The 21,895-nt window shown below is 48.9% G+C and carries 20 protein-coding genes; 13 read left to right on the forward strand and 7 right to left on the reverse strand.

Going from position 1 to position 21,895, the window contains the following annotated elements:
• The first annotated feature begins 355 nt into the window (after positions 1-355).
• Complete coding sequence (locus UF06_RS08655; RefSeq protein ID WP_045570087.1) at positions 356-1,924, forward strand: methyl-accepting chemotaxis protein; 1,569 nt, start codon at positions 356-358, stop codon at positions 1,922-1,924.
• Between the two features lie 103 nt (positions 1,925-2,027).
• Here UF06_RS08655 and UF06_RS08660 read toward each other — a convergent pair whose 3' ends face one another.
• From UF06_RS08660 to UF06_RS08675, 4 genes are all read right to left on the reverse strand, one after another.
• On the reverse strand, positions 2,028-3,470 hold the full coding sequence (locus UF06_RS08660; RefSeq protein ID WP_045570088.1) for a catalase: 1,443 nt from the start codon (positions 3,468-3,470) through the stop codon (positions 2,028-2,030).
• A gap of 100 nt (positions 3,471-3,570) precedes the next feature.
• Complete coding sequence (locus tag UF06_RS08665; RefSeq protein ID WP_045570089.1) at positions 3,571-3,813, reverse strand: thioredoxin family protein; 243 nt, start codon at positions 3,811-3,813, stop codon at positions 3,571-3,573.
• Positions 3,814-4,123: 310 nt separating this feature from the next.
• The gene (locus tag UF06_RS08670) at positions 4,124-4,747 is read right to left on the reverse strand and encodes a MarR family transcriptional regulator (protein ID WP_045570155.1); all 624 of its coding nucleotides are present in this window, start codon (positions 4,745-4,747) and stop codon (positions 4,124-4,126) included.
• Between the two features lie 8 nt (positions 4,748-4,755).
• Positions 4,756-5,163, reverse strand: coding sequence for a helix-turn-helix domain-containing protein (locus tag UF06_RS08675; RefSeq protein WP_045570090.1), 408 nt, complete (start codon positions 5,161-5,163; stop codon positions 4,756-4,758).
• Positions 5,164-5,255: 92 nt separating this feature from the next.
• Between UF06_RS08675 and UF06_RS08680 the strand changes: the two genes are divergently transcribed.
• The 5 genes from UF06_RS08680 (at position 5,256) to UF06_RS08700 (ending at position 9,404) form a co-directional block, all read left to right on the forward strand.
• On the forward strand, positions 5,256-5,750 hold the full coding sequence (locus UF06_RS08680) for a DUF2938 domain-containing protein (protein WP_045570091.1): 495 nt from the start codon (positions 5,256-5,258) through the stop codon (positions 5,748-5,750).
• A 190-nt stretch (positions 5,751-5,940) separates the two neighbouring features.
• A complete protein-coding gene (gene trpS / locus UF06_RS08685) occupies positions 5,941-6,963 on the forward strand; it encodes a tryptophan--tRNA ligase (RefSeq protein WP_045570092.1) in 1,023 nt (340 codons plus the stop codon).
• 259 nt (positions 6,964-7,222) lie between these two features.
• A complete protein-coding gene (locus UF06_RS08690; RefSeq protein ID WP_045570093.1) occupies positions 7,223-7,513 on the forward strand; it encodes a co-chaperone GroES in 291 nt (96 codons plus the stop codon).
• A 31-nt stretch (positions 7,514-7,544) separates the two neighbouring features.
• The gene (groL, locus tag UF06_RS08695; protein WP_045570094.1) at positions 7,545-9,140 is read left to right on the forward strand and encodes a chaperonin GroEL; all 1,596 of its coding nucleotides are present in this window, start codon (positions 7,545-7,547) and stop codon (positions 9,138-9,140) included.
• A gap of 72 nt (positions 9,141-9,212) precedes the next feature.
• Complete coding sequence (locus UF06_RS08700) at positions 9,213-9,404, forward strand: hypothetical protein (protein ID WP_045570095.1); 192 nt, start codon at positions 9,213-9,215, stop codon at positions 9,402-9,404.
• A gap of 50 nt (positions 9,405-9,454) precedes the next feature.
• Here UF06_RS08700 and UF06_RS08705 read toward each other — a convergent pair whose 3' ends face one another.
• Positions 9,455-10,303 (reverse strand): SIS domain-containing protein, encoded by an 849-nt coding sequence (locus UF06_RS08705; RefSeq protein WP_045570096.1) that lies wholly within the window; start codon positions 10,301-10,303, stop codon positions 9,455-9,457.
• A 245-nt stretch (positions 10,304-10,548) separates the two neighbouring features.
• Here UF06_RS08705 and murQ point away from each other — a divergent pair, with 245 nt between their 5' ends.
• From murQ to alr, 5 genes are all read left to right on the forward strand, one after another.
• Positions 10,549-11,451 (forward strand): N-acetylmuramic acid 6-phosphate etherase, encoded by a 903-nt coding sequence (gene murQ / locus UF06_RS08710; RefSeq protein WP_045570156.1) that lies wholly within the window; start codon positions 10,549-10,551, stop codon positions 11,449-11,451.
• 25 nt (positions 11,452-11,476) lie between these two features.
• Positions 11,477-12,046: a PTS transporter subunit EIIB gene (locus UF06_RS08715; RefSeq protein ID WP_045570097.1), complete on the forward strand. Its 570-nt coding sequence runs from the start codon at positions 11,477-11,479 to the stop codon at positions 12,044-12,046.
• A gap of 350 nt (positions 12,047-12,396) precedes the next feature.
• Entirely contained in the window at positions 12,397-14,820 is a 2,424-nt protein-coding gene (locus tag UF06_RS08720) for a M9 family metallopeptidase (RefSeq protein WP_045570098.1), read from the forward strand.
• A 677-nt stretch (positions 14,821-15,497) separates the two neighbouring features.
• The gene (locus UF06_RS08725) at positions 15,498-17,129 is read left to right on the forward strand and encodes a methyl-accepting chemotaxis protein (RefSeq protein ID WP_045570099.1); all 1,632 of its coding nucleotides are present in this window, start codon (positions 15,498-15,500) and stop codon (positions 17,127-17,129) included.
• A gap of 47 nt (positions 17,130-17,176) precedes the next feature.
• Positions 17,177-18,403 (forward strand): alanine racemase, encoded by a 1,227-nt coding sequence (gene alr / locus UF06_RS08730; RefSeq protein ID WP_045570100.1) that lies wholly within the window; start codon positions 17,177-17,179, stop codon positions 18,401-18,403.
• A gap of 86 nt (positions 18,404-18,489) precedes the next feature.
• Here alr and UF06_RS08735 read toward each other — a convergent pair whose 3' ends face one another.
• Positions 18,490-19,287 carry a helix-turn-helix transcriptional regulator gene (locus UF06_RS08735; RefSeq protein ID WP_045570101.1) on the reverse strand — a complete coding sequence of 266 codons (798 nt, stop codon included), beginning with the start codon at positions 19,285-19,287 and terminating at the stop codon, positions 18,490-18,492.
• 185 nt (positions 19,288-19,472) lie between these two features.
• Positions 19,473-19,946 carry a Dps family protein gene (locus tag UF06_RS08740; RefSeq protein WP_039442185.1) on the reverse strand — a complete coding sequence of 158 codons (474 nt, stop codon included), beginning with the start codon at positions 19,944-19,946 and terminating at the stop codon, positions 19,473-19,475.
• 347 nt (positions 19,947-20,293) lie between these two features.
• Here UF06_RS08740 and UF06_RS08745 point away from each other — a divergent pair, with 347 nt between their 5' ends.
• Both UF06_RS08745 and UF06_RS08750 read left to right on the forward strand, forming a co-directional pair.
• Positions 20,294-21,274 carry an SLAC1 anion channel family protein gene (locus UF06_RS08745; protein ID WP_045570102.1) on the forward strand — a complete coding sequence of 327 codons (981 nt, stop codon included), beginning with the start codon at positions 20,294-20,296 and terminating at the stop codon, positions 21,272-21,274.
• 32 nt (positions 21,275-21,306) lie between these two features.
• Complete coding sequence (locus UF06_RS08750; protein ID WP_039442181.1) at positions 21,307-21,648, forward strand: carboxymuconolactone decarboxylase family protein; 342 nt, start codon at positions 21,307-21,309, stop codon at positions 21,646-21,648.
• Positions 21,649-21,895 lie beyond the last annotated feature (247 nt).

The raw sequence follows: 21,895 nt of genomic DNA on the forward strand, positions 1-21,895 counted from the left end.
AATAAACTTTTCGTGCCGAGCCAGTATTGAATAATTTCGACATGCGACCGATCTTAATTACTCAAAATGCGGCGTTTAGTTGGCAGCCTAGATGCCCCCATTCGGCTTATTGACATTGTTTTATAACAATGAGATCCAAGTCCCTCATTCCACAAGATTGATGTCTAATTTGTAAGGATTTATATGTTAAAATTTAGTGCTTTAACTCAGTTTCTATCAACAATTTGCTGCCGATAGTCGGGATGACTACTTTGCTCTGTTGGTACTGAATTTATCGTCAAGCACGCAATTCTTTTAAATAATGTTGTTTGCCTTGCTATCTCTGCACAGTGAAGTGAGTGAGGCAGGAGGAAATATGAAAAGACTCATCTTAGCGGTTGTGGTGGCCATGTTCGCCTTGGCTGCGATTGCCAGTGCCATCTCGACGTCTTACGTCTCGTATCAAGAGATCAATAACGTCATTTTGATTAACTCGAAAGCGAAAGGGTCACAAATGGCTCTGCACGCTGAGTACATTTTAGAAAACTCCAAGCAGCCGATTGACGATCTGCAAGAGATGGTGACGACGCTCAGCCATCGTGCGGACATCGCTTACGCGATAGTGATCGACAAAAACGTGGCGGCGGTCGCGCACAGTGACAAGCAAAAAATCAATAAAGTCTACAAGGATGAGTACACGGTGCTTGGCGCGACACAAGGTGTGGTGCAGCACTCGAAATGGTATGCCGATGTACAGAAAGTGTGGACCTACGACATCATGTCGCCGATTTATGTTAACGGCAAACTCTATGGAACATTAGACATCGGCGTGCCGATCACCGAAGTCGACTCGGCGGCGATGGGCATCATCGTTACCCAATTGGCGACTACTTGCGGTATGTTCGTGCTGTGTATTGTGGTGTTGGCGGGCTTGATGACCAAACTGTTCCAGCCTCTGACTCGTTTGCAAAGTGCGCTTGAAGATATTTCTCAAGGCGATGGCGACTTAACCATGCGCTTGCCCGTTAAGGGCAATGACGAAATCGCTCATATCTCAACCGCATTCAACACGTTTGTCTCGAAAATCAATGACATTATTCAGCAGGTCGTGCGTACTGGCAGCGAACTCAATCAGTCGGCCAATGTGGTGCGTGAGCAGTCGGTGCGAGCGCTGACTCGCGGCGATCTGCAGAACGAACAGTCCACACTGGTGGTGACATCGATGAATGAGATGGTATCGACCATCAATGAAATTTCCACCAATGCCGCAGGGGCGGCGCAGGCGGCGGGTAATGTAAATAAAGAGACCGCCAACAGCAGTGCGGTTTTGCAGTTTGCCACCGAAACCATCAGCAACTTAACTGATGAAATGAACAACACTGCTAATGTGGTGGTGGCGCTGGCGGATAGAACACAATCTATTGAGTCGATTTTGGATGTGATTCGCGGTATTTCCGAACAAACTAACCTTCTGGCACTTAACGCGGCGATTGAAGCCGCAAGGGCTGGTGAAGCTGGGCGCGGTTTTGCTGTGGTGGCCGATGAAGTGAGAAATCTGGCAACCAAAACAGCGCAATCGACCGGTGAAATCCAGACCATGATTGACCATTTACAAGCCGAAGCGAAAAGTGCGGTGACGGCGATGAACGCCAGCCGTGAACTGACCATCAAAGGTGCAGAAGCCACGCTCGAAGCGCAGCAAGCGATCAGAACCATCGCGTCTCAAGTCTCTTCGATTTTAGATCTCAATACCCAAGTGGCAACCGCCACCGAGCAGCAATCGAGCGTAACGAAAGAGATCAACTTGAATATGGACTCGCTCAATGAGTCAGTGAGAGAGGGGCTGAGCGCTAGCCAACAACTGGAAGACACCAGTAAAACCTTGACTGCGCTTTCGCAAACACTGGATAAGTATGCGGGTTCGTTTAAAGTCGGCAAGGCGTAAGTTGCTCTTTTTGTGGTTGAACTGACCAAAATAAAGCCCTGAGGCGTGAAGTTCAGGGCTTTTTGTTTCATGCCACTTAGCGTTATCACAGCGAGCAGTAAAGTTAAAGTGTCAACCCAAGAGCGTTGGCGACCCCTTCACCATAGCGCAAATCGGCTTGCAGGCAGTTGGCGATGTGCCTACGTTTTATCTCCTCTGGCGCATTGCCCATTGCATCGGCGGTGTTTTGGAACAGTCTTTGTTGCTCATCTTTCTTCATTAAGCGGAACAGATTTCCCACTTGGGAGAAGTAATCGGTGTCCTCTCTGTGATTCCAGTGATCGGCGGCCCCTTCAATCGATAAAGGCGGCTCGCGGAAGTCCGGTTGTTCTTGCCATTGGCCATAACTGTTGGGCTCATAACCAATGGTGGAACCGAAGTTGCCATCAACACGCATTGGTCCATCACGGTGATATCCATGCACCGGACATCGCGGCGCATTGACTGGGATTTGGTGATGATTCACACCGATCCGATAGCGCTGGGTGTCGCCGTAAGAAAAAAGTCGGGCTTGCAGCATACGATCGGGTGAAAAGCTGATGCCCGGTACGACGTTGGCAGGATTCATGGCGGCTTGCTCAACCTCGGCAAAGTAGTTATCTGGGTTGCGGTTGAGTTCCAAAACGCCCACTTCGATCAGTGGGTAGTCTTTGTGCGGCCAGACTTTGGTCAGATCAAACGGGTTGTACGGGACTTGTGCAGCCTCTTTCTCTGGCATGACCTGAATGTATACGGTCCATTTGGGAAAATCGCCATTTTCAATTGATTCATACAGGTCGCGTTGATGGCTTTCGCGATCTTTACTGATGATCGCCTCCGCTTCTTCGTTGGTCAGGTTTTTGATGCCCTGATGGGTACGAAAGTGAAATTTGACCCAAAAACGTTCCATTTGCGCATTGATGAAACTGAAGGTGTGCGATCCAAAACCATGCATATGGCGGTAACTGGCTGGGATGCCTCGGTCAGACATAATGATGGTTACCTGATGCAAGGATTCAGGAAGCAGAGTCCAAAAATCCCAATTGTTCTTTTCCGATCGCATATTGGTTCGCGGATCGCGTTTTACTGCATGATTCAAATCGGGAAACTTCAGTGGATCACGCATGAAAAAGATCGGCGTGTTGTTTCCCACCAAGTCCCAGTTACCTTCCTCGGTGTAGAACTTCACTGCGAAACCGCGAATGTCGCGCTCTGCGTCCGCCGCGCCTCGCTCTCCTGCAACGGTCGAAAAACGCAAAAAGAGGTCGGTTTTTTTACCTACTTGGCTAAATAACTTAGCACGAGTGTAGCGGGTAATGTCTTGGGTGACGGTAAACGTACCATAGGCCCCCGAACCTTTAGCATGCATGCGTCGCTCGGGAATCACTTCTCGGTCAAAGTGAGCGAGTTTTTCAATAAGCCAAATGTCCTGAAGAAGTGCGGGGCCACGGGGGCCAGCGGTCATAATATTCTGGTTGTCTACAACGGGCGCACCCGCAGCTGTAGTGAGTTTGGGGTTCTTTTTCATAATCTACCTTCTCAATTTGATTGAATGAACAAGTGTCTTATTGCTGACTGGTATCGTGGACAATTCGGTGGACCTTTTTCATGCCCACCGATTTTGCTTATTAACCGTTTTTCACTTGTTCAAGTGATGCACCGTAATTGATGTGGAAGACGTTACCGTCGATCACTAAGGCTGGGACCGATTTCACACCCAGTCGTTCGGCTTCGCTAATGCGCCCACTCTCTTTGCCAAAATGAACCACTTCGACGTCGAATTGTTTTGGGTCAAGGGCACTGGCTAACTGCTCTTCAGCGGTGACACAAACAGGGCAGCCTGCGTGGTAAAAAGTTGCTTTTATTGTCATAATTCAGGTCTCTCTACTTTTTGCTTGAGGGATGGGAGTCAGGACGGTCGGCAAACTCACTTGATTCCCACTTTTTTAGCCGTCAGCGAGTTCAGGTCACTGACGACAGAGAAATATCCCGCTAATGTGAGCTGGCTGCTTGTTTGACATTGTCTCTTCAAACGGCCAAGGTCTCTTCAAACGACCGTCTTTTCAAATCAAACGACCATAGAACTTGCGGTGCATCCCTAAGGCAAAACGTTAGGACTCCTAAGCATGTACGTCAAGACAGATGTCTGTCATGAAAACATCAGGGGTGAGTAAACTGCGGCTACGTCTTAAGCTGCTCTGCGAGCTGTGCCTCTTCGTGTTCAGGGCAGTCAAGCCGCAAATGTTGGTCGCCAAAGGGGGCATTGACTAGGTGGCAATAGTGCGGTTGAGAAACACTGTGTTCCTGGTTTTTACCAAAATACTGGCAAGTGACGCACATGCGATTCAACGCAATATCGCCTTGATCTTGGAGCTGTCTGACCATCTTGATGATAAGCCTTAACAGCATCACTTTTTCATTTTCGCTCAGCATTTGGGTGGCACTGCCAAGAAATAGGCTCAGGTTTGCCGACGCGGCCATGGAGCTTCCTGCTTCAGTTAAGGTGATCGATAGGGCGCGTTTATCATCGATTGCAGGCCCTTTTGCTATCAAACCTTTTGTCACTAATGCTGCAACGGCATCGCTCGCCGTCGCTGGGGTAATGGCAAGTTGCTGAGCAATCGCAGACAGACGCAGTGGCACGCTGCGTACCGCAAGCAGCGAGAGAATTTCGGTCTGCGTTGGGGTCAGACCATTGGCCGCAGCATGTTCCCAAGCTTTGCTACGCATTGCGGTGTTGATCTTGGCAAAACCCGTCGAGATACGAGCTTCGATTGGTGAGCTAATTTTGTCGAAGTCATTCATGGCGTTGATCACTTTTTCAGTTCGGGTAAATGACGTTTTACCGATTTCATCAGTTTTTGGAATGAAGGGCAGGTCAAATGAGAAGAGTGAGGGCAGTTTGCGACATGATTTAAACTGTCTCGCACCGCTTTAAGCCGTTTGATCTGTGCATCGATCTCTTGGGCCTGGTTGCTTAGCATTTCGCGATCAATGACCAGCATATCTTGCGATGATGTCGCTAGCATGGCGGCAATGTCGTTGAGTGATAATCCGGCCAACCTTCCCAGAGAAATCAGGTTCAGTTTCTCCAGCACATTGGGAGCGTATTGGCGCCTTAGCCCACTTCGTCCAATCGAAGTAATCAGCCCCAATTGTTCGTAGTAGCGCAGTGTCGAGGCGGGAAGACCAGATAGCTTAGTAACCTCGGCAATATCCATAAAATTGTCCATTGACTTAAAGTGAGCTTCAAGTCGTACCATGCAAGTTGATAAACAACAAGCCAATTTTTAGCCTAAAGAAGGAGAATGGAATGGATACGATGATCGGGCTGCAAGCGATTTTTATTGGTCTTGGAGCAACATTGCTAATGGACGGCTGGTCGTGGATTCAACGCAACGTATTTGGCATCGCCTCGCTCAATTATGCCTTAGTTGCACGCTGGATTCTGTGGATCCCAGAGGGAAAATGGATGCATGACACCATTTTACAAACGCCCAAAGTGGCGGGTGAACAACTACTCGGATGGTTACTGCATTACGCGATTGGCATCGCCTTCGCCTTTCTTCTCATTTGGTGGGCGGGTGAACACTGGCTTGCTGAGCCGTCTTTGGACGAAGCCGTTGTCATTGGCATGGCCACCTTGTGTGTGCCATTTTTGTTGATTCAGCCCTGCTTGGGATTTGGCGTGGCCGCCAGTAAAACGCCAATGCCTTGGCAAGCACGCGTTTTAAGCTTTATCACCCATCTGGTTTATGGCACTGGGCTGTTCATCAGTGCCGAATTACTGCGCTGGATAACGGCGTGACTTGCTGCATCAGCCGATTCTTGTTAGTGTCGTTGGCTATGAATATGATCAATAGCTTAACGTCCGTTTTCTTCTGGTGGCGCTCTCTCTAGAGCGGCGCGGAATGCTTACATTCTTTAGCTGCTGGAAGGTAGCTAAAGATCACTCTCTTTTTATCTCCAGTAGCGTCCTTTTAACTTGGAGATAACCCATGCAATCAACAAAAACTGAAACTCAAAGCGAAATCATTTTAACTGGCGATAGAGCCACTGGGCCGTTGCACCTCGGTCATTATGTCGGCTCGTTGCAACAGCGCGTTGCGCTGCAAAGCATCCATCAGCAGACCATTTTAGTGGCCGATATGCAGGGGCTGACCGATAACGCCCATCAACCGGAGAAGGTGTCGAGCAATATTTTGAATGTGGTCGCCGACTACTTGGCGGTGGGCATTGATCCTCTGCAAACCACCATCTGTTTGCAGTCGCAATTGCCCGCGTTGGCAGAGCTTACCATGTATTACAGCAATCTCGTTTCCATCGCCCGCTTGGAAAGAAACCCGACAGTGAAGAATGAGATCCATAGCAAAGGCTTTGGCCGTTCCATTCCAGCGGGCTTTCTGACCTATCCAATTTCACAGGCGGCTGACATCAGCGCGTTTCGCGCTACGCTGGTTCCAGTGGGAGATGATCAACTGCCCATGCTGGAACAAACCAATGAAATTGTACGCAAGATCAACAGTCTGGCAGGAAGCGACGTGCTGCTTGAGTGTCGTGCGCTGCTGAGCAATGCACCGCGTTTACCCAGCACCGATGGCAAAAACAAGATGTCTAAATCCATGGGTAACGCCATCAATCTTGGCGCCAGTGAGCAAGAGATCCGCGCGGCGGTCAAATCGATGTACACCGATCCTAACCACTTACGCGTTGACGATCCGGGGCAAATCGAAGGCAACGTGGTGTTTACTTATCTGGATGCTTTTCATCCCGATCATGCCTATGTGGCTCAGTTGAAAGAGCAGTATCAGCGCGGTGGTCTGGGCGATGGCACGACCAAGAAAATACTGGAAGAGTGTTTACAAGAGTTGCTCAAACCGATCCGCGAGCGCCGCCAGCGTTACTTGGATGACAAAGCGCAATTGATTGAGATACTGCGCTTGGGCAGCCAGATTGCGCAAGGCAAAACTCAGCAGGTGCTTATCGATGTCCGCGGTGTGTTTGGTTTGAATCTGTTCTGAACTTACGCAAGGCAGAATGACAAACAGTCGCTGATGAATCGTGGCTGTTTTAGCCAAAATCTGCTGAAAATCGGTTTGATCACGCGCTCTTTGGCAAAGATGTTTTATGAATCCGACAAAATTTTTTTATTAAAAAATGGTCTTGAAAGCGATTTTTCCGGCCCTATTTATTGCACTGAAGCGAGATAGCAATGGCTTGCTTCATCAATCTAATCAACTCTGTCTTTTATTTTTTATGCTAAGTAGGAGGCACTAGCAAATGAATATTCGTCCTTTAAATGACAAGCTGATTGTTGAGAGACAAGAGGTGGAAAACAAATCTGAAGGGGGAATCGTTCTCACTGCTCAATCGGTGAAAAAATCAAACCGCGGCAAGGTGATTGCGGTGGGCGCTGGTAAACGTCTGGACAATGGTGAGCGCGCGGCGATGGATGTCAAAGTGGGTGAGAAAATTATTTTCAACGACGGTTATGGCGTGAAAAGCGAAAAAATTGACGGCACAGAGTATCTGATTCTCTCTGAATCAGATGTGTTGGCAATTGTTGAGTAATCATTTTTGAGTCGTTTTTGAGGAGATTACTATGGCTGCAAAAGAGGTTTTATTTGCCAATGATGCGCGTCAAAAAATGCTGAAAGGGGTGAACTTGCTGGCGGACGCTGTCAAGGTAACGCTCGGGCCAAAAGGGCGCAATGTGGTGCTGGATAAATCTTACGGCGCACCCACCATCACCAAAGATGGTGTTTCTGTGGCAAAAGCGATTGAGCTAAAAGACAAATTTGAAAACATGGGCGCGCAGATGGTGAAACAAGTAGCGTCCAAAGCGAACGACGAAGCGGGTGATGGTACTACCACCGCAACGGTGCTGGCACAATCTTTCATCAATGAAGGGCTTAAAGCGGTCGCTTCTGGCATGAACCCGATGGATCTGAAACGCGGTATCGACAAAGCCACCGAGGCAGCGGTAGCGAAATTACGTGAAATGTCGAAACCTTGCAGCGATAAAGAGTCGATCACCCAAGTAGGTAGCATTTCCGCCAACAGCGATCGTGCGATTGGTGAAATCATTGCCGAAGCGATGGAGAAAGTGGGTCGCAACGGTGTGATAAGCGTGGAGGAGGGCCAAGGGCTGGCTAACGAGCTGTCTGTCGTTGAAGGCATGCAGTTTGATCGCGGCTACCTGTCGCCGTACTTCATTACCAACCAAGAAAAAGGCTGTGTTGAGCTCGACAACCCTTACATTCTGCTGGTGGACAAAAAAATCAGCACCATCCGTGAGCTCTTGCCAGTACTGGAAGCCATTGCGCAATCTTCCCGCTCGCTGTTGATCATTGCCGAAGATATCGAAGGCGAAGCGTTGGCGACGCTGGTGGTGAACAATATGCGTGGCATCGTACGTGCGACAGCGGTGAAAGCGCCGGGCTTTGGCGACAATCGCAAAGCGATGATGGAAGACATTGCGGTGCTGACCGCAGGTACACTCATCTCGGAAGAGATTGGTCTAGAGCTTGAAAAAGTGACGCTAGAGCAGTTGGGTAGCGCGAAGAAGGTGACCATCACCAAAGACACCACCACCATTGTGGGCGGTAGTGCGCAGGCGCATGCGATCGAAGATCGCGTGGCGACGCTGCAAAAACAGATCGAGACCACCACGTCATCATACGACAAAGAGAAGCTGCAACAACGTATCGCTAAGCTCTCTGGCGGTATTGCGCTGATCAAGATCGGCGCGGCCACCGAAGTGGAGATGAAAGAGAAGAAAGACAGGGTAGATGACGCGCTGCATGCTACTCGCGCGGCAGTGGAAGAGGGCATTGTTGCTGGTGGTGGCGTGGCGCTGACCAAGATCGCTAAAGAACTGGCGGATCTCAAAGGTGACAACGACGATCAAAACGTCGGTATTCGTGTTGCGCTGCGTGCGATGGAAGAGCCGCTACGTCAAATTGCAATCAACGCGGGTGACGAAGGTTCCGTGGTGGCGAACGCGGTTAAATCGGGCGACGCCGACTACGGTTACAACGCGGCGACGGGAGAATTTGGCAACATGATCGAGATGGGCATTCTGGATCCGGCCAAAGTGACCCGTTCGGCGTTGCAGTTCGCTGCCTCCATCGCCGGGTTGATGATCACGACCGAAGCGATGGTAAGCGATCACGTCGAAGTGGAGAGCGAAAAATAATCGCTTGAGCTCAACATGAAAACCAGACGGGCTCGCGTGAGCCCGTCTGACTAACGATGTGAGGTGAATGTGATGACTCGTTTACCAGCCTTTTCTTTCTCGGTGAGTGAATCTGGCCTGCGTGGCGGCGACAGCCATTGGCCCGATACGCTGAATTTTCCTCAAGTGACGGCCCATCCGATCTTCTCTATCGCCAGCTACCTGCCAAGAGTTTGGCCACGGTTGGTATTTGTGCTGGAACTGCCTGCGACTTCGCAAAAGTAGCCCCCAGTGGTGCACTAAGCCGCATGCGCTTGAAGCCGTTCATGCGGCTATTACCATATCTGGCGAATATCGGAGGAGATGTCGCTGATCATCTGCCTTGCGCTCTCATCGAGAAATTGCACCAGCGAGATAAACAGCAGGTCAGTAATCACGTTTTGCGCGCTGCGTGAGGCAATCGCCGAGCTGCGATGCTCGGTTTCATCGGCGATGGTGTCGAAGGTCATGTCTGCGATTTGGCGCAGTCGGCTTTTTTTCGGTGAGCTGAGCGCGATCACTTTCGCTCCCTGTTCTCTGGCCGCTTCGGCCGCCACCAAGATCTCTTTGCGCTCTCCAGAGAACGAGATGGCAATTTGCACATCTTGTTCGCTCAAGGTGCGCGCCACCGCGATCTGCACATGGCTGTCTTGCTCGGCCAAGGTGGTGATGCCGAGTTTAAGCAGCTTATAACTGAGGTCTTTCGCCGTTAACGCAGAACCCCCAATGCCGACAATCTGCACGCGCCTTGCCTCACTTAACCACTGCACCGCCTGATGGCACGCGTCATAAGAAAGCGCATTAGTGGTTTGGAACATCGCGTCAGTTTTGGCTTTAATCAGCTTTTGCGCAATCACCGCCAGCGGATCATCGGCCAGAATATCGCTGTGCAACGGCGTGGCCTGCATTGCTTGCTTGCGGCCAATTTCTTCCGTCAGAGCGAGCTTAAATGCGCTGTAACCTTTAAAGCCGAGTCGCTGAGTAAACTTGACGATGCTCGATTGGCTCACTTGTGCCTGCTCTGCCAGCTCTTGGCTGGTTAATTGCGCCGCTTTTTCTGCATTTTCTACAATCCAATCGCCAATCAATCGGCCACTTTGTGACAGCTGAGTTCGTCTTGCGACGATTTTATTGATAACAGACATCACTAAACCTCAAAAAGATTAAATAAATTATTCCAAACAAAAAATAAAAACAGAAATCAGCAAACCACTAATTAAAAGCGACTTTTCTTCAAATAACGGTCATTATCACCCTTGAATTAGTCCCATTATTCCAGAGTTCATCTGCCTAAAGAATAACCTTAAGTGTGATTTTTATCACCAAAACCGAATATTTTATTCCATAGAATCGCCCTCAGTTCAAAACCTATTATCGAGAAATGTCCACCATGAAAATTGATTTAAGCCGTTTGGTTACAGAAAGCCGCAACCCAGCCAGTGCAGAGATTGATACCCTGTCCACCGTCGAGATGCTCAGAGTCATCAATCAAGAAGATCAGAAAGTCGCACTGGCGGTGGAAGCGGTTTTGCCGCACATCGCCCAAGCGGTGGATGCCATCACGCATGCGTTTGCCCACGGTGGCCGTTTAATTTACATGGGCGCAGGTACCTCGGGTCGCTTAGGCATTCTTGATGCCAGTGAGTGCCCACCAACTTACGGCACACCGGCAGAGCTCGTGGTTGGCCTGATTGCGGGTGGCCACACCGCCATTCTAAAAGCGGTGGAAAATGCCGAAGACAACCGAGAGCTGGCACAAAACGATCTCAAATCACTCAACCTAACGGCCAACGATGTGGTGGTCGGCATTGCCGCAAGCGGACGCACACCTTATGTCTTGGGCGGTTTGGAATACGCCACCTTGATTGGCGCAACGACGGTGTCGATCGCCTGCAATCCGGTTTGCCCAATGGCCGATGCGGCGCAAATCGCCATTTTGCCCGTGGTGGGCCCAGAAGTGGTAACAGGCTCTTCTCGCATGAAAGCGGGCACGGCGCAAAAACTGGTGCTCAATATGCTGACCTCTGGCGCGATGATCCGCAGTGGCAAAGTTTTTGGTAATTTGATGGTGGATGTGGAAGCAACCAACGCCAAGCTGATCCAACGCCAAACCAACATCGTTGTAGAGGTCACTGGCGTGTGCGCAGAAGAAGCAGAAGAAGCGCTAAAGGCGTGCAATCGCCACTGCAAAACCGCGATTTTAATGATTCTTTCTGGCCTAGACGCCGAGCAAGCCAAAGCCAAATTACAACAGCACAACGGTTTTATCCGCGCTGCGCTAAACGACAAGTAACCGTTGAGGTTTCAAGGAGACCGTTATGGCAAAGATAACCCAAACAATGATCTCGCAGCTGCTGGCTGCGGTGGGTGGCAGCAGTAATGTCAGCAAATGTGGCAACTGCATGACCCGACTTCGCTTAACGCTGGCCAACAATGGCGTAGCGGATCAAGCTGTGATTAAGCAGATCCCCGGCGTCATGGGCGTGGTGGAAAGCGATGAGCAATTTCAGATCATCCTTGGCCCCGGCAAAGCGAAGAAAGACGCGGTGCTGCGCACGCAAGTAAAAGGGGCGATCATCCCGGGCATTCTCGGCATCGGTGAGCCACTGATTTACGGCGTCACCCTGCCACGCGTCAAGCCGTTTGTGACGGCCTGTATTGGTGGCGCGGCGGGCTTCTTCTTCATCGGCTTGGTTTCCTACCTTGGCTTACCTGTCGGCTTGAATACCGTGTTTGGCCCGTCTGGTATCGTGGCGATCCCACTGATGACATCGCACAGCGGCATCTTCGCAGGCATGGCGGTATTTCTGGTTGGCCTGCTCATCTCCTACGTGGTTGGCTTCCTCGCCACTTACTTCTTTGGCAGCAAAGACGTCGATTTAAGCTGATTTATTCTTCCCCATATAGGAATGAACTGGCTGCGCCTTTGAGCACTCAAGGGCGCGCTCCTTATCTCTAAAAACACAAGGTTCAAAACACGTTACCTCAAACTTTTTCCTGCCGAAAAAGCGTGTTGTTGAACCAGGTTTGACTCTGTATATAGGTTATTTCATCCCATTTATTGAAATTTTTATTAACGTTTTCAAAGATTAAATCCATGCCGTTCAATTCTATAAATTAGAAAAATGGATCTATTTTCTGAACTAGCCTCATAAAGTTTATGCGATGAGTTTCATTTTGTGGCGCGCAAGGCCTATAACACGCCCCTCAAATTATTTTCTAATCAATGAGTGTTGTTATGTCTCAGCTTGTTCCGTTCCCTCATCGCCGTTTGGCTCTCGCTTGTTTACTGGCATCGGTCTCTGGTGCTTCTTTTGCGCAAAACTCATGCGATGTTGCCCAATTGCAGCAATCGCCCGATCTTGCCGCCGCCATCTCCAGTGCCGATTACGCCTGTTACAGCGGTTGGTTTTATGCCTCGTCCGACACGTTGGACAACATCTACAGCGAAGCAAGCTTAAGCCGCGTTCAGGTAGCACTACACCAAGCGGTACAAACGTATCAAGGCGAAGCCGAGCAAGCGCGCGCCATTGAAAACTTGGGTGAGTACGTTCGCGCCGCCTACTACGTTCGTTATAACGCAGGGAACGTGGTTGCTTTTTCTGATGCCCTTGGCCAACGATTCGCTCACACAATCAACGCATTTTTAGCCAACCCTCATGCCCTTGAGCAAGGGCGCGAGCAAGTGGGGGCGATGAAAAGTCTCACGCTGATGGTGGACAACATTAAGCAACTGCCGCTGACCATGGACGCCATGATGCTGGCACTGCAACAGTTCAACCCTGAAACAGCAAAAAATACTCAGTGGGTTGATGGCCTCAACAACCTGTTCCGCTCAATGGCGGGCCATATCGCCAACGATGCGTTTTATCGCTACCTTGCCAGCCACACCCAACACATCGATACGTTGGAAAAATTCGCCAATGAAAACGCATGGGCGCAGGGTACCGATGCCGATTTTTTGGTGTTTAACGCACTGCGCGAAACGGGCCGTTTGATCGCCAGCCCAGACAAAGCCACTAAACAAAAAGCCGTACAAGTAATGCAACGAGTGATGGCTCGTTATCCATTAGGTAGCGAACACGATAAGTTGTGGCTCGCAGCGGTGGAAATGCTCAGCTACTTTGCACCAGAAGCTCTAAATGGTTTGGATTTGCCGCAAGCGAAGCGCGATCTCGCCGCTCGTGTATTGCCTAACCGCCACGAATGCCAAGGCCCAGCGATCATCCGTTCACAAGATCTCACTCCAGAGCAAGCCGCCAAAGCGTGTGATGTGTTGGCCGCTAAAGAAGCCGATTTCCACCAAGTGGCGAATACTGGTATGCAGCCGGTGGCGGACGATCACAACCAACGTGTGGAAGTGGCGGTGTTCGCCAGCAAAGACAGCTATGTCGATTACTCCGCGTTTCTGTTTGGCAACACCACTGACAACGGCGGCCAGTACCTTGAAGGCAACCCGGCCGATGAGCACAACACCGCTCGTTTTGTCGCCTATCGCTACGCTAATGGCGAAGAACTCTCGATTCTGAACCTAGAGCACGAATACACCCACTACTTGGACGCGCGCTTTAACCAATATGGCTCGTTTAGCGACAACCTCGCTCACGGCTATGTGGTTTGGTGGCTAGAGGGTTTTGCTGAGTACATGCATTACAAACAGGGCTATCAAGCGGCCATCGAACTGATTGCACAAGGCAAAATGAGCCTCTCGCAAGTGTTTGCCACCAGCTACTCGCACGATACCAATCGCATTTATCGCTGGGGTTATTTGGCGGTGCGCTTCATGTTGGAAAACCACCCGCAAGAGGTTGAGGGGCTATTGGCTCTGTCGCGCTCTGGCCAGTTCAAGCAGTGGGCGCAGCAAGTACAAACCCTTGGCCAACAATACGACGGCGAATTTGCTCGCTGGTTAGATGGCTTAGAGTTGACGCCAGAAAACCCAGACACCGACCCAGATACGCCAACGGAGCCCAACGATGGTGTGACGCAATTGCTGGCCAATCAAATCATTACCCTCAGCGGCGAAGCCTACAGTGAGAAGTTGTTCTACGTGGATGTGCCCGCCAACACCACCCACTTTAGCGTAGCCATTGAGGGCGATGGCGATGCGGATCTCTACATGAGTTACAACCAAGTGGCCCACTATTACGATTTTGAAGTGAGTGAATTTGTCGATGGCAGCAATGAAGAAATTCAGTTTGCCGCCGACGCTTCTGGCTACGTGAAACCGGGCCGCTACTATCTGAGCGTCACTGGTCGTGGTAGCTACCAAGCCGTGAACCTAACCACAACACTGGACACCGCGGCACCCACACCACCAACCCAAGAGCAAGATGACCTTGCGCCAGTGGTGTTGCAATCGGGCCAAGCACAGCATTTGACCGTTCACCAGCAGCGCTACGCCGCGGTGTATGTCCCAGAGGGCGTGAGCGAAGTGCGCATTTGGCTTAGCGATCTCACCCCTTCAGACAACCAAGGCAACGTAAACCTATACGCTAGCCGTGAACATTGGCCAACCCCAGAGCAGCACCAGTTTGCATCTCGCTACGCTGGCAACAACCAATACCTCGCGATTCCTGTTGAGCAAGCGGGCTACCTGCATTTCTCACTCAACGCGCCACAACAAGGCGATGATGTCGAGATGGTGGTTTACTTCCACTGATCATTAGTTGGAAAGACAAATGAAAAACAAACGCCACCGCAAGGTGGCGTTTGAGGTTTTAACTTTGCTGTCAACTCAATCTCTGCCTGAGTTTCTCAATTAGTGAGAGTTGTTCAGTGAGTCCGACGTCAAGATAACTGTCGCTTTTATAATTATTTCAATGTGCTCGTCAAAACGTGTAAGTTTCTTCTTCCTCTCACGTATCTCTCTGGGCCAGCTGCAAATAGGGTAGAGCGGCTCAGCATTGCTTGGGTGAGTGCATCGTTGCCCCTCCCATTGTTTGCCCCAAATCGGTCCTTATTTACACATTAATGCAGCCAACTGTTTACACTGTAAAATCGGTGAGATCAACGATCTGGCACGGAACATCAAGCGGATACAGTTTGAAGGTGATGGCGAAGCGAACTGCCCAAATTAAACGCGCTTCGGTTGGATGAAGTGCACTTTGCTTTCTATGCTTATGTCAATACGTCGAGTTGAAGCGATAGCTGTACGAGAAATCATTCCAATATTAAGTGATAAACACCAAGTTTTATTTAGAGCTCAAAATAAATATCGCCAAATAATAATAAAGATGATAAATTGCGCAAAATTTTGGTAGGAAGTCACACTTTTTAATATATGGATGTAGGTTGCAATAGCAGTCATTGATACCAAGCAAAGAGGGTAACTCATTCATGTTTATTAAAAATCTATCCATCGGCAAGAAAATCGCAGCCGCTTTTTCAATTATAGCCATCATCAATATCGCATTCGGGATATTTTTGTCTACAGAGCTCAAAACGGTTAAGTCTGAGCTATTAAACTACACCGATGACACCCTGCCCGCGATGGAAAAAGTGGATGCGGTACGAGATAAAATCTCTTATTGGCGTCGTACTCAATTTGCTGTGTTAGCGATGCACGACGAAAACCAAATCAAACAGACCATCACACGTAATGAAGGCATCCGTCGAGAGATCGAAACGGAACTCGCCGCGTATGGCAAAAGCGTCTGGCCGGGTGAAGAAGAGCAAACCTACAACCGTTTAATGTCACTTTGGAGTGGTTACCTCAGCACCATGGATAAGTTTAACGACGCATTGCTTGCAGGCGACAAAGAACTCGCTTATCCAATCCTCATCAACTCACTGTCGACCTTTGAATCGATTGAAGCGGAAGTGAACAAGCTGGTCGCGATTCTCAAAGGTGCAATGGACAGCAACAAGACGAAAATTTTGTTGTCTGTTAACGGCCTGAACACCACTGCCGTTATCAGCAATATCGCTATCTTCGCTGTTATGGTGATCATGACACTGCTATTAACTCGTATCATTTGTGGGCCACTGAATATTGTTGTTCGTCAGGCGAACGCTATTGCACGTGGTGACCTGTCGCAAGAGCTCGACCGTAAGGCGATCGGTAACGATGAGTTGGGCGAGCTGGCGGACGCAACTATCAAGATGCAAGACGATCTACGCCAAGTGATCGATAATGTGATTGCCGCTGTAACCCAATTAAGCAGTGCAGTAGAAGAGATGACACAGATTTCTGAAATCTCAGCTTCTGGCATGAAGGATCAACAAACGCAGGTGACATTGGTTGCAACCGCAATGACTGAAATGAAAGCCGCAGTGGCAGACGTTGCACGCAATACCGAAGACTCTGCATCGCAAGCGTACGACGCAAATCGCCGTACGCAAGAAGGCGCGAAAGAGACGCATCAAATGGTGGTGTCAATCGAAGAAGTAGCCGACATCATTGGCAAAGCGGGCGACACGGTGGCCGAGCTTGAAGCGCAATCGAACCAGATCAACGTGGTGGTGGATGTGATTCGTGGTATTGCCGACCAAACCAACCTCTTGGCACTGAACGCAGCGATTGAGGCGGCTCGCGCTGGCGAATCTGGCCGTGGCTTTGCGGTGGTTGCCGATGAAGTGAGAACCTTGGCAGGCCGCACTCAAGATTCAACTGGTGAAATCACCGCAATCATCGAGAAACTGCAGGAATTGGCAAAACAAGCAAAACACGCGACCGAGGAATCAAGATCCAGCATTGATGCTTGTGTTGAGCAAGGCAACAACGCACAAAAGTTAATCGGCTCGATTGAAAAGTCCATCGCCAACATTGCGGACATGGGGGCGCAAATTGCCACCGCATGTGGACAACAAGATTCCGTTGCCGAAGAACTCAGCCGCAATATAGAAAACATCCACATGGCCTCGCAAGAAGTCGCGCAAGGGTCGCAGCAAACCGCGCAAGCGTGCCGTGAATTGACTCAACTTTCCGTCTCGCTGCAAGATGTCATGAGTCGCTTTAAATTGAATTAATACAACCGCCCCAGCCTGAGTGCTGGGGTATTTCTTAGGGAAATAACATGAACTTTAAAAAGACCCTTCTGTCTATTGCCATCGCCAGCGCAAGTCTCACTCCGGCTTTCTCTTACAGCGCACCTCTCTTACTCGATAGTACGGTTCACCAAACCAGCCAAATAGCCGGGGCCAATGCTTGGCTCGAAATCAGCCTCGGCCAATTCAAAAGCAACATTGAACAATTTAAATCGCACATAGCCCCAAAAACTAAAATTTGTGCGGTGATGAAAGCCGACGCTTATGGCAACGGAATTCGTGGTTTGATGCCAACCATTCTTGAACAACAGATTCCCTGCGTGGCGATCGCCAGTAATGCGGAGGCTAAATTAGTTCGAGAAAGTGGCTTCACCGGACAACTGATGCGTGTTCGCTCAGCAAGTTACAGTGAAATTGAGCAAGGTCTGGATCTTCAAATCGAGGAGTTGATCGGCAGCGAGCAACAAGCGCGTGACTTATCGGCGCTGGCCGAAAAGCACAAGCAAACCATCAAGGTTCACCTTGCTCTTAACGACGGTGGCATGGGCCGTAATGGCATTGATATGAGCACCGAACGTGGACAAAAAGAAGCAGTTGCCATTGCAACACACCCTTCGGTTGCCGTGGTCGGTATCATGACCCATTTTCCGAATTACAATGCAGAAGAGGTACGAACAAAGCTAAAAAGCTTTAACCAACATGCACAATGGTTAATGGAAAGTGCAGGGCTAAAACGTGAAGCGATCACCCTACATGTGGCCAATTCCTACACGGCGTTGAATGTCCCTGAAGCCCAGTTGGATATGGTTCGTCCGGGTGGTGTGCTCTATGGCGATCTCCCTACCAACCCTGAGTACCCTTCTATTTTGGCGTTTAAAACCCGCGTTGTTTCACTTCATTCGCTTCCGGCAGGCAGCACGGTGGGTTACGACAGCACGTTTACCACGGAAGATGACGCAGTGATGGCAAACCTCACGGTCGGCTATTCCGATGGCTACCCACGGAAAATGGGCAACAAAGCGCAAGTGCTGATCAACGGCCAACGCGCCAATGTGGTGGGCGTTGCTTCAATGAATACTACGATGGTGGATGTGTCCAAGATCAAAGGCGTGTTGCCCGGCGATGAGGTGACGCTCTTTGGCGCTGAAAAAAACCAGCACATCTCTGTAGGTGAAATGGAAGAAAACGCCGAGGTGATTTTCCCAGAGCTTTATACCATTTGGGGCACCAGCAACCCGCGTTTCTACGTTAAATAGTCAATTCTGTCATTTACGTTTAGCTATCTTTTGTTGCTCGACTTGTCGTCAGTTAAATAACCCACAGCAACGACAGAATAACCACGTTACTTTTGAGCATACTCTTGAGGTGTACAACCAAACATCTCTTTAAAAGAAGAGATAAAACTGCTCACGCTGCTATAGCCTAATTCATGCGCAACCAGTGTTGTCTTAGCACCCTGAGTAATTTTCTCCAGAGAATTCATCAAACGAAAGCGGCTGCGCCATTGACGAAATGTTAGCCCCGTTTCTGCTTTAAACAATCGTTCAATAGTACGAACACTGGCTCCAACCTCTGTTGCTAATTGCTCAAGCAGCAGTGATTGCTCTGGCTGATTCACAATAAGGCTGATCAGGCGTTGCAGACGAGGATCATGCCCGGATGGAATATACAGTTCTAATGCTGGTAAAGATTCAAGCTCATCAAGGGCGACTAAGCCTAGGTGATGGGCTCTTTTTTGGGTGAGCTCCCCGGCATTTTCTGTCAGCCTGAGTATCACTTCTCTCATTAACGAGCTCATTTTTAACATGACGACTTTATCGGAGTTTTGACGTACACAAAACGAGGGGTCAATGTATAAATTACGAGTTTGTGTCGCGGTTTCATTACTTACTTGATGGTAATGACCGCCCGGAATCCATACCGCATGGGTTGTCGGGACCACCCAAACCGCCTTTTCGCTGGTCACTCGTAATATTCCTTTCGCACTCCATAGCAGCTGTCCTCGCGGATGGGCGTGGGGCTCGATAGCTGACTCGGCGACCATGCTGCGGCAATGAGTAAGCACTGGCCGTGTTGGATCCAAAATAAAGGCAACATCGCTGGGTGATAACATTGCTGTGTGAGGAGTTTGTTTTGACATCCGGTCTCATTAAAACGTATCAAAATAGGTATTTTAGGAATGACTCATGAACATTGCTAGAGTCCTGAAGCGTACTCTTTAGCAGTGAACTCTTACGGTGGAAGATAGGTGCTGAAGGCTTTCACTACTACTGCCTATAAAACGGGGCTAACGGCTCGTAAACCCCGTCAGGCGATAAACGTGATCTAGGCAACCAACATCGCTCTTAACATCCATGCTGTTTTTTCGTGAACACGCATACGATCGGAAATCAGTGCTGCTGACGATTCATCATTGGCGTCTTGAGCAATGGTGAGTATCTCACGGCAAGTTCTAATCACCTGTTCGTGGCTTTGCGTAAGAATTTTAACCATCTCCATGGCGGGCGGGATATCTTCCACTTCTTTGATCGAAGTGAGTGCGGCTAGAGATTTATAAGTGCCTGGTGCGACAATATTCAATGAACGAATACGCTCAGCGATGTCATCCACGGCGGTTGCAAGCTCGGTGTAATGTTCTTCAAACATCAGGTGCAGATCGCGGAACTGTCGACCGGTTACGTTCCAGTGAAAGTTGTGAGTTTGCAGATAAAGTGTGTAAGAGTCGGCCAATAAGCGTTTCAAACCTTCAGCAATGGCAATGCGGTCAGCTTCATTAATTCCAATATTGATAGTATCCATATTGACTCCTTGATTTATTAATAACATTCAGTCTCGGCACACAAGTATAGAAAAATCGATCGAGCATCCTTTTTGAATCTACTTATGCAGCAAAGTCCATAGGTAATGACTCTATAATAGTTCATTTGGTAAAAAAACCACTTGTCGTAATAGGAATGTGTTTTGTCATATTTCTGGATAAAAACGTCAGTCGGATAGGCGTATATTAGATTCAACGATAGATCATCGCTGCCACATTCTTCATTGAGAGCAACAAAGCCGGGGTATTCATGTGGTGGTGAATAGATCTTCATCACAATTGGTGTTAGTGCGATATTGCGACAACCTACCGACTGAAAAGGCTTGATATGAAAGACGTCTCTACTAAACAGATATCCTCAATGGAGGAAGAAAGCCGATTGGTACATTTCCCTATCTCCATGTTTTCCATCGTTATGGGGTTGAGCGGCTTATCAATTGCATGGCAAAAAGCGCTTGGGACATCCTTTCCTGTGATAACCACCTTTAGCAGTATTTTGGCAACTACTGTCATGCTGCTGGTGAGCGCACTCTATTTACTAAAAATCACGCGTTATCCAAATGCAGTGATAGCAGAAACAAAGCATCCAATAAAAATTAATTTTTTTGCTGCTTTTTCTATTAGCCTTTTACTTCTCTCAGTCGTTTGGCACAGATTCGAATCGCTCTCCTATGTTTTGTGGGGGCTCGGCGCGGTGGTTCAGTTATCGCTAACCTTGCTGGTTATGCATAGCTGGATACACCATGATCACTATCGGCTAGAGCACGCAAACCCGAGTTGGTTCATCCCTGTTGTTGGCAATATTATTGCTCCAATCACCGGGGCTAAGCTGGGTTTTATCGAAATAAGCTGGTTCTTTTTCGGCGTTGGTATCGTCTTCTGGTTGGTATTATTAACCATCATCATTAACCGTTTAATTTTTCATGAGGCTCTGCCAGCGCGTTTCAAACCTATGCTGTTTATCTTGTTAGCGCCTCCATCGATTGGTTTTGTGTCTTATAGCTCATTGGTTCCAGAGTTGACCGATTTTTCAAGAATACTCATCTCTGTTGCACTATTCACCGCTATTTTGCTGGCGCTCAACATTAATCAGTTTCGAAAAAGTGGCTTTTTTCTCTCTTCATGGGCGTACTCATTTCCGGTGGCGGCTTTTAATGTAGCTCTATTTCGATATGCAGAGTTAACGCTGTCACCCATAGGCTTTTACATTGGCGTTGCCTTATTGGGGGGCCTGACGCTACTCGTTTTGTGGCTGTCGTTTAATACACTCAAAGCAATAAAGGCTGGTGAAATATGCAAGCCGGAATAAACGAAATTTAGGTATATCAGTGAGGAAGAATCATGAACAAAAGTTATAAAGAGATTAATCAGCAACAACGCAAATTAGGGTCGGCTTTTCGGAAAGAGAGCCCTGACACGCTTAATGCTTTCCTAAGCCTTCATAAAGCGGCATTTGCATCAGGTGCAATGGAAACAAAATATAAAGAACTGATTGCGGTGGCTATTGCTATCAATGTCCGTTGTGACGGTTGTATTGGTTCTCACGTTGAAGCCGCTGTTAAAGCAGGCGCTTGCAGAGAGGAGTTGGTTGAGACGATTAATGTGGCTATTTTGATGGGAGGTGGCCCTGCTGTGATTTATGGAACACAAGCGCTGGCTGCGGTGGATGAGTTTTGTGAATAATCCAAAGCAATGGAGTAGATGAATGATAGGAGAAAGGAGAAGATGATCTATCGCCGTTCAATGTAAATATACTGCTTGCAATATCAGAAGAGTCATTAATCGGCGTGGTGAGCTCCCAACTCCATCAAAAATCAAGCCTCTTCAATGATCATGCGCATGGTTGTGTGCTATCTTTTTTAGCAATCTCTAATATAGATAAGATGATTCATACGGAGCATGGCATGGCAAGATTTAAATGGACGCAAAG

It is taken from the genome of Vibrio sp. S234-5, from assembly GCF_000960595.1.
Lineage (GTDB): Bacteria > Pseudomonadota > Gammaproteobacteria > Enterobacterales > Vibrionaceae > Vibrio.

Excerpts from the sequence above, each read along its gene's own strand:
- alr (WP_045570100.1), top strand. The coding sequence starts at position 17,177 with ATGAACTTTAAAAAGACCCTTCTGTCTATTGCCATCGCCAGCGCAAGT.
- UF06_RS08735 (WP_045570101.1), bottom strand. The coding sequence starts at position 19,287 with ATGTCAAAACAAACTCCTCACACAGCAATGTTATCACCCAGCGATGTT.
- trpS (WP_045570092.1), top strand. The coding sequence starts at position 5,941 with ATGCAATCAACAAAAACTGAAACTCAAAGCGAAATCATTTTAACTGGC.
- UF06_RS08670 (WP_045570155.1), bottom strand. The coding sequence starts at position 4,747 with ATGAATGACTTCGACAAAATTAGCTCACCAATCGAAGCTCGTATCTCG.
- UF06_RS08665 (WP_045570089.1), bottom strand. The coding sequence starts at position 3,813 with ATGACAATAAAAGCAACTTTTTACCACGCAGGCTGCCCTGTTTGTGTC.
- UF06_RS08660 (WP_045570088.1), bottom strand. The coding sequence starts at position 3,470 with ATGAAAAAGAACCCCAAACTCACTACAGCTGCGGGTGCGCCCGTTGTA.
- murQ (WP_045570156.1), top strand. The coding sequence starts at position 10,549 with ATGAAAATTGATTTAAGCCGTTTGGTTACAGAAAGCCGCAACCCAGCC.
- UF06_RS08745 (WP_045570102.1), top strand. The coding sequence starts at position 20,294 with ATGAAAGACGTCTCTACTAAACAGATATCCTCAATGGAGGAAGAAAGC.
- UF06_RS08675 (WP_045570090.1), bottom strand. The coding sequence starts at position 5,163 with ATGGATATTGCCGAGGTTACTAAGCTATCTGGTCTTCCCGCCTCGACA.
- UF06_RS08705 (WP_045570096.1), bottom strand. The coding sequence starts at position 10,303 with ATGTCTGTTATCAATAAAATCGTCGCAAGACGAACTCAGCTGTCACAA.
- UF06_RS08680 (WP_045570091.1), top strand. The coding sequence starts at position 5,256 with ATGGATACGATGATCGGGCTGCAAGCGATTTTTATTGGTCTTGGAGCA.
- UF06_RS08725 (WP_045570099.1), top strand. The coding sequence starts at position 15,498 with ATGTTTATTAAAAATCTATCCATCGGCAAGAAAATCGCAGCCGCTTTT.
- groL (WP_045570094.1), top strand. The coding sequence starts at position 7,545 with ATGGCTGCAAAAGAGGTTTTATTTGCCAATGATGCGCGTCAAAAAATG.
- UF06_RS08720 (WP_045570098.1), top strand. The coding sequence starts at position 12,397 with ATGTCTCAGCTTGTTCCGTTCCCTCATCGCCGTTTGGCTCTCGCTTGT.
- UF06_RS08740 (WP_039442185.1), bottom strand. The coding sequence starts at position 19,946 with ATGGATACTATCAATATTGGAATTAATGAAGCTGACCGCATTGCCATT.
- UF06_RS08655 (WP_045570087.1), top strand. The coding sequence starts at position 356 with ATGAAAAGACTCATCTTAGCGGTTGTGGTGGCCATGTTCGCCTTGGCT.
- UF06_RS08700 (WP_045570095.1), top strand. The coding sequence starts at position 9,213 with ATGACTCGTTTACCAGCCTTTTCTTTCTCGGTGAGTGAATCTGGCCTG.
- UF06_RS08715 (WP_045570097.1), top strand. The coding sequence starts at position 11,477 with ATGGCAAAGATAACCCAAACAATGATCTCGCAGCTGCTGGCTGCGGTG.
- UF06_RS08750 (WP_039442181.1), top strand. The coding sequence starts at position 21,307 with ATGAACAAAAGTTATAAAGAGATTAATCAGCAACAACGCAAATTAGGG.
- UF06_RS08690 (WP_045570093.1), top strand. The coding sequence starts at position 7,223 with ATGAATATTCGTCCTTTAAATGACAAGCTGATTGTTGAGAGACAAGAG.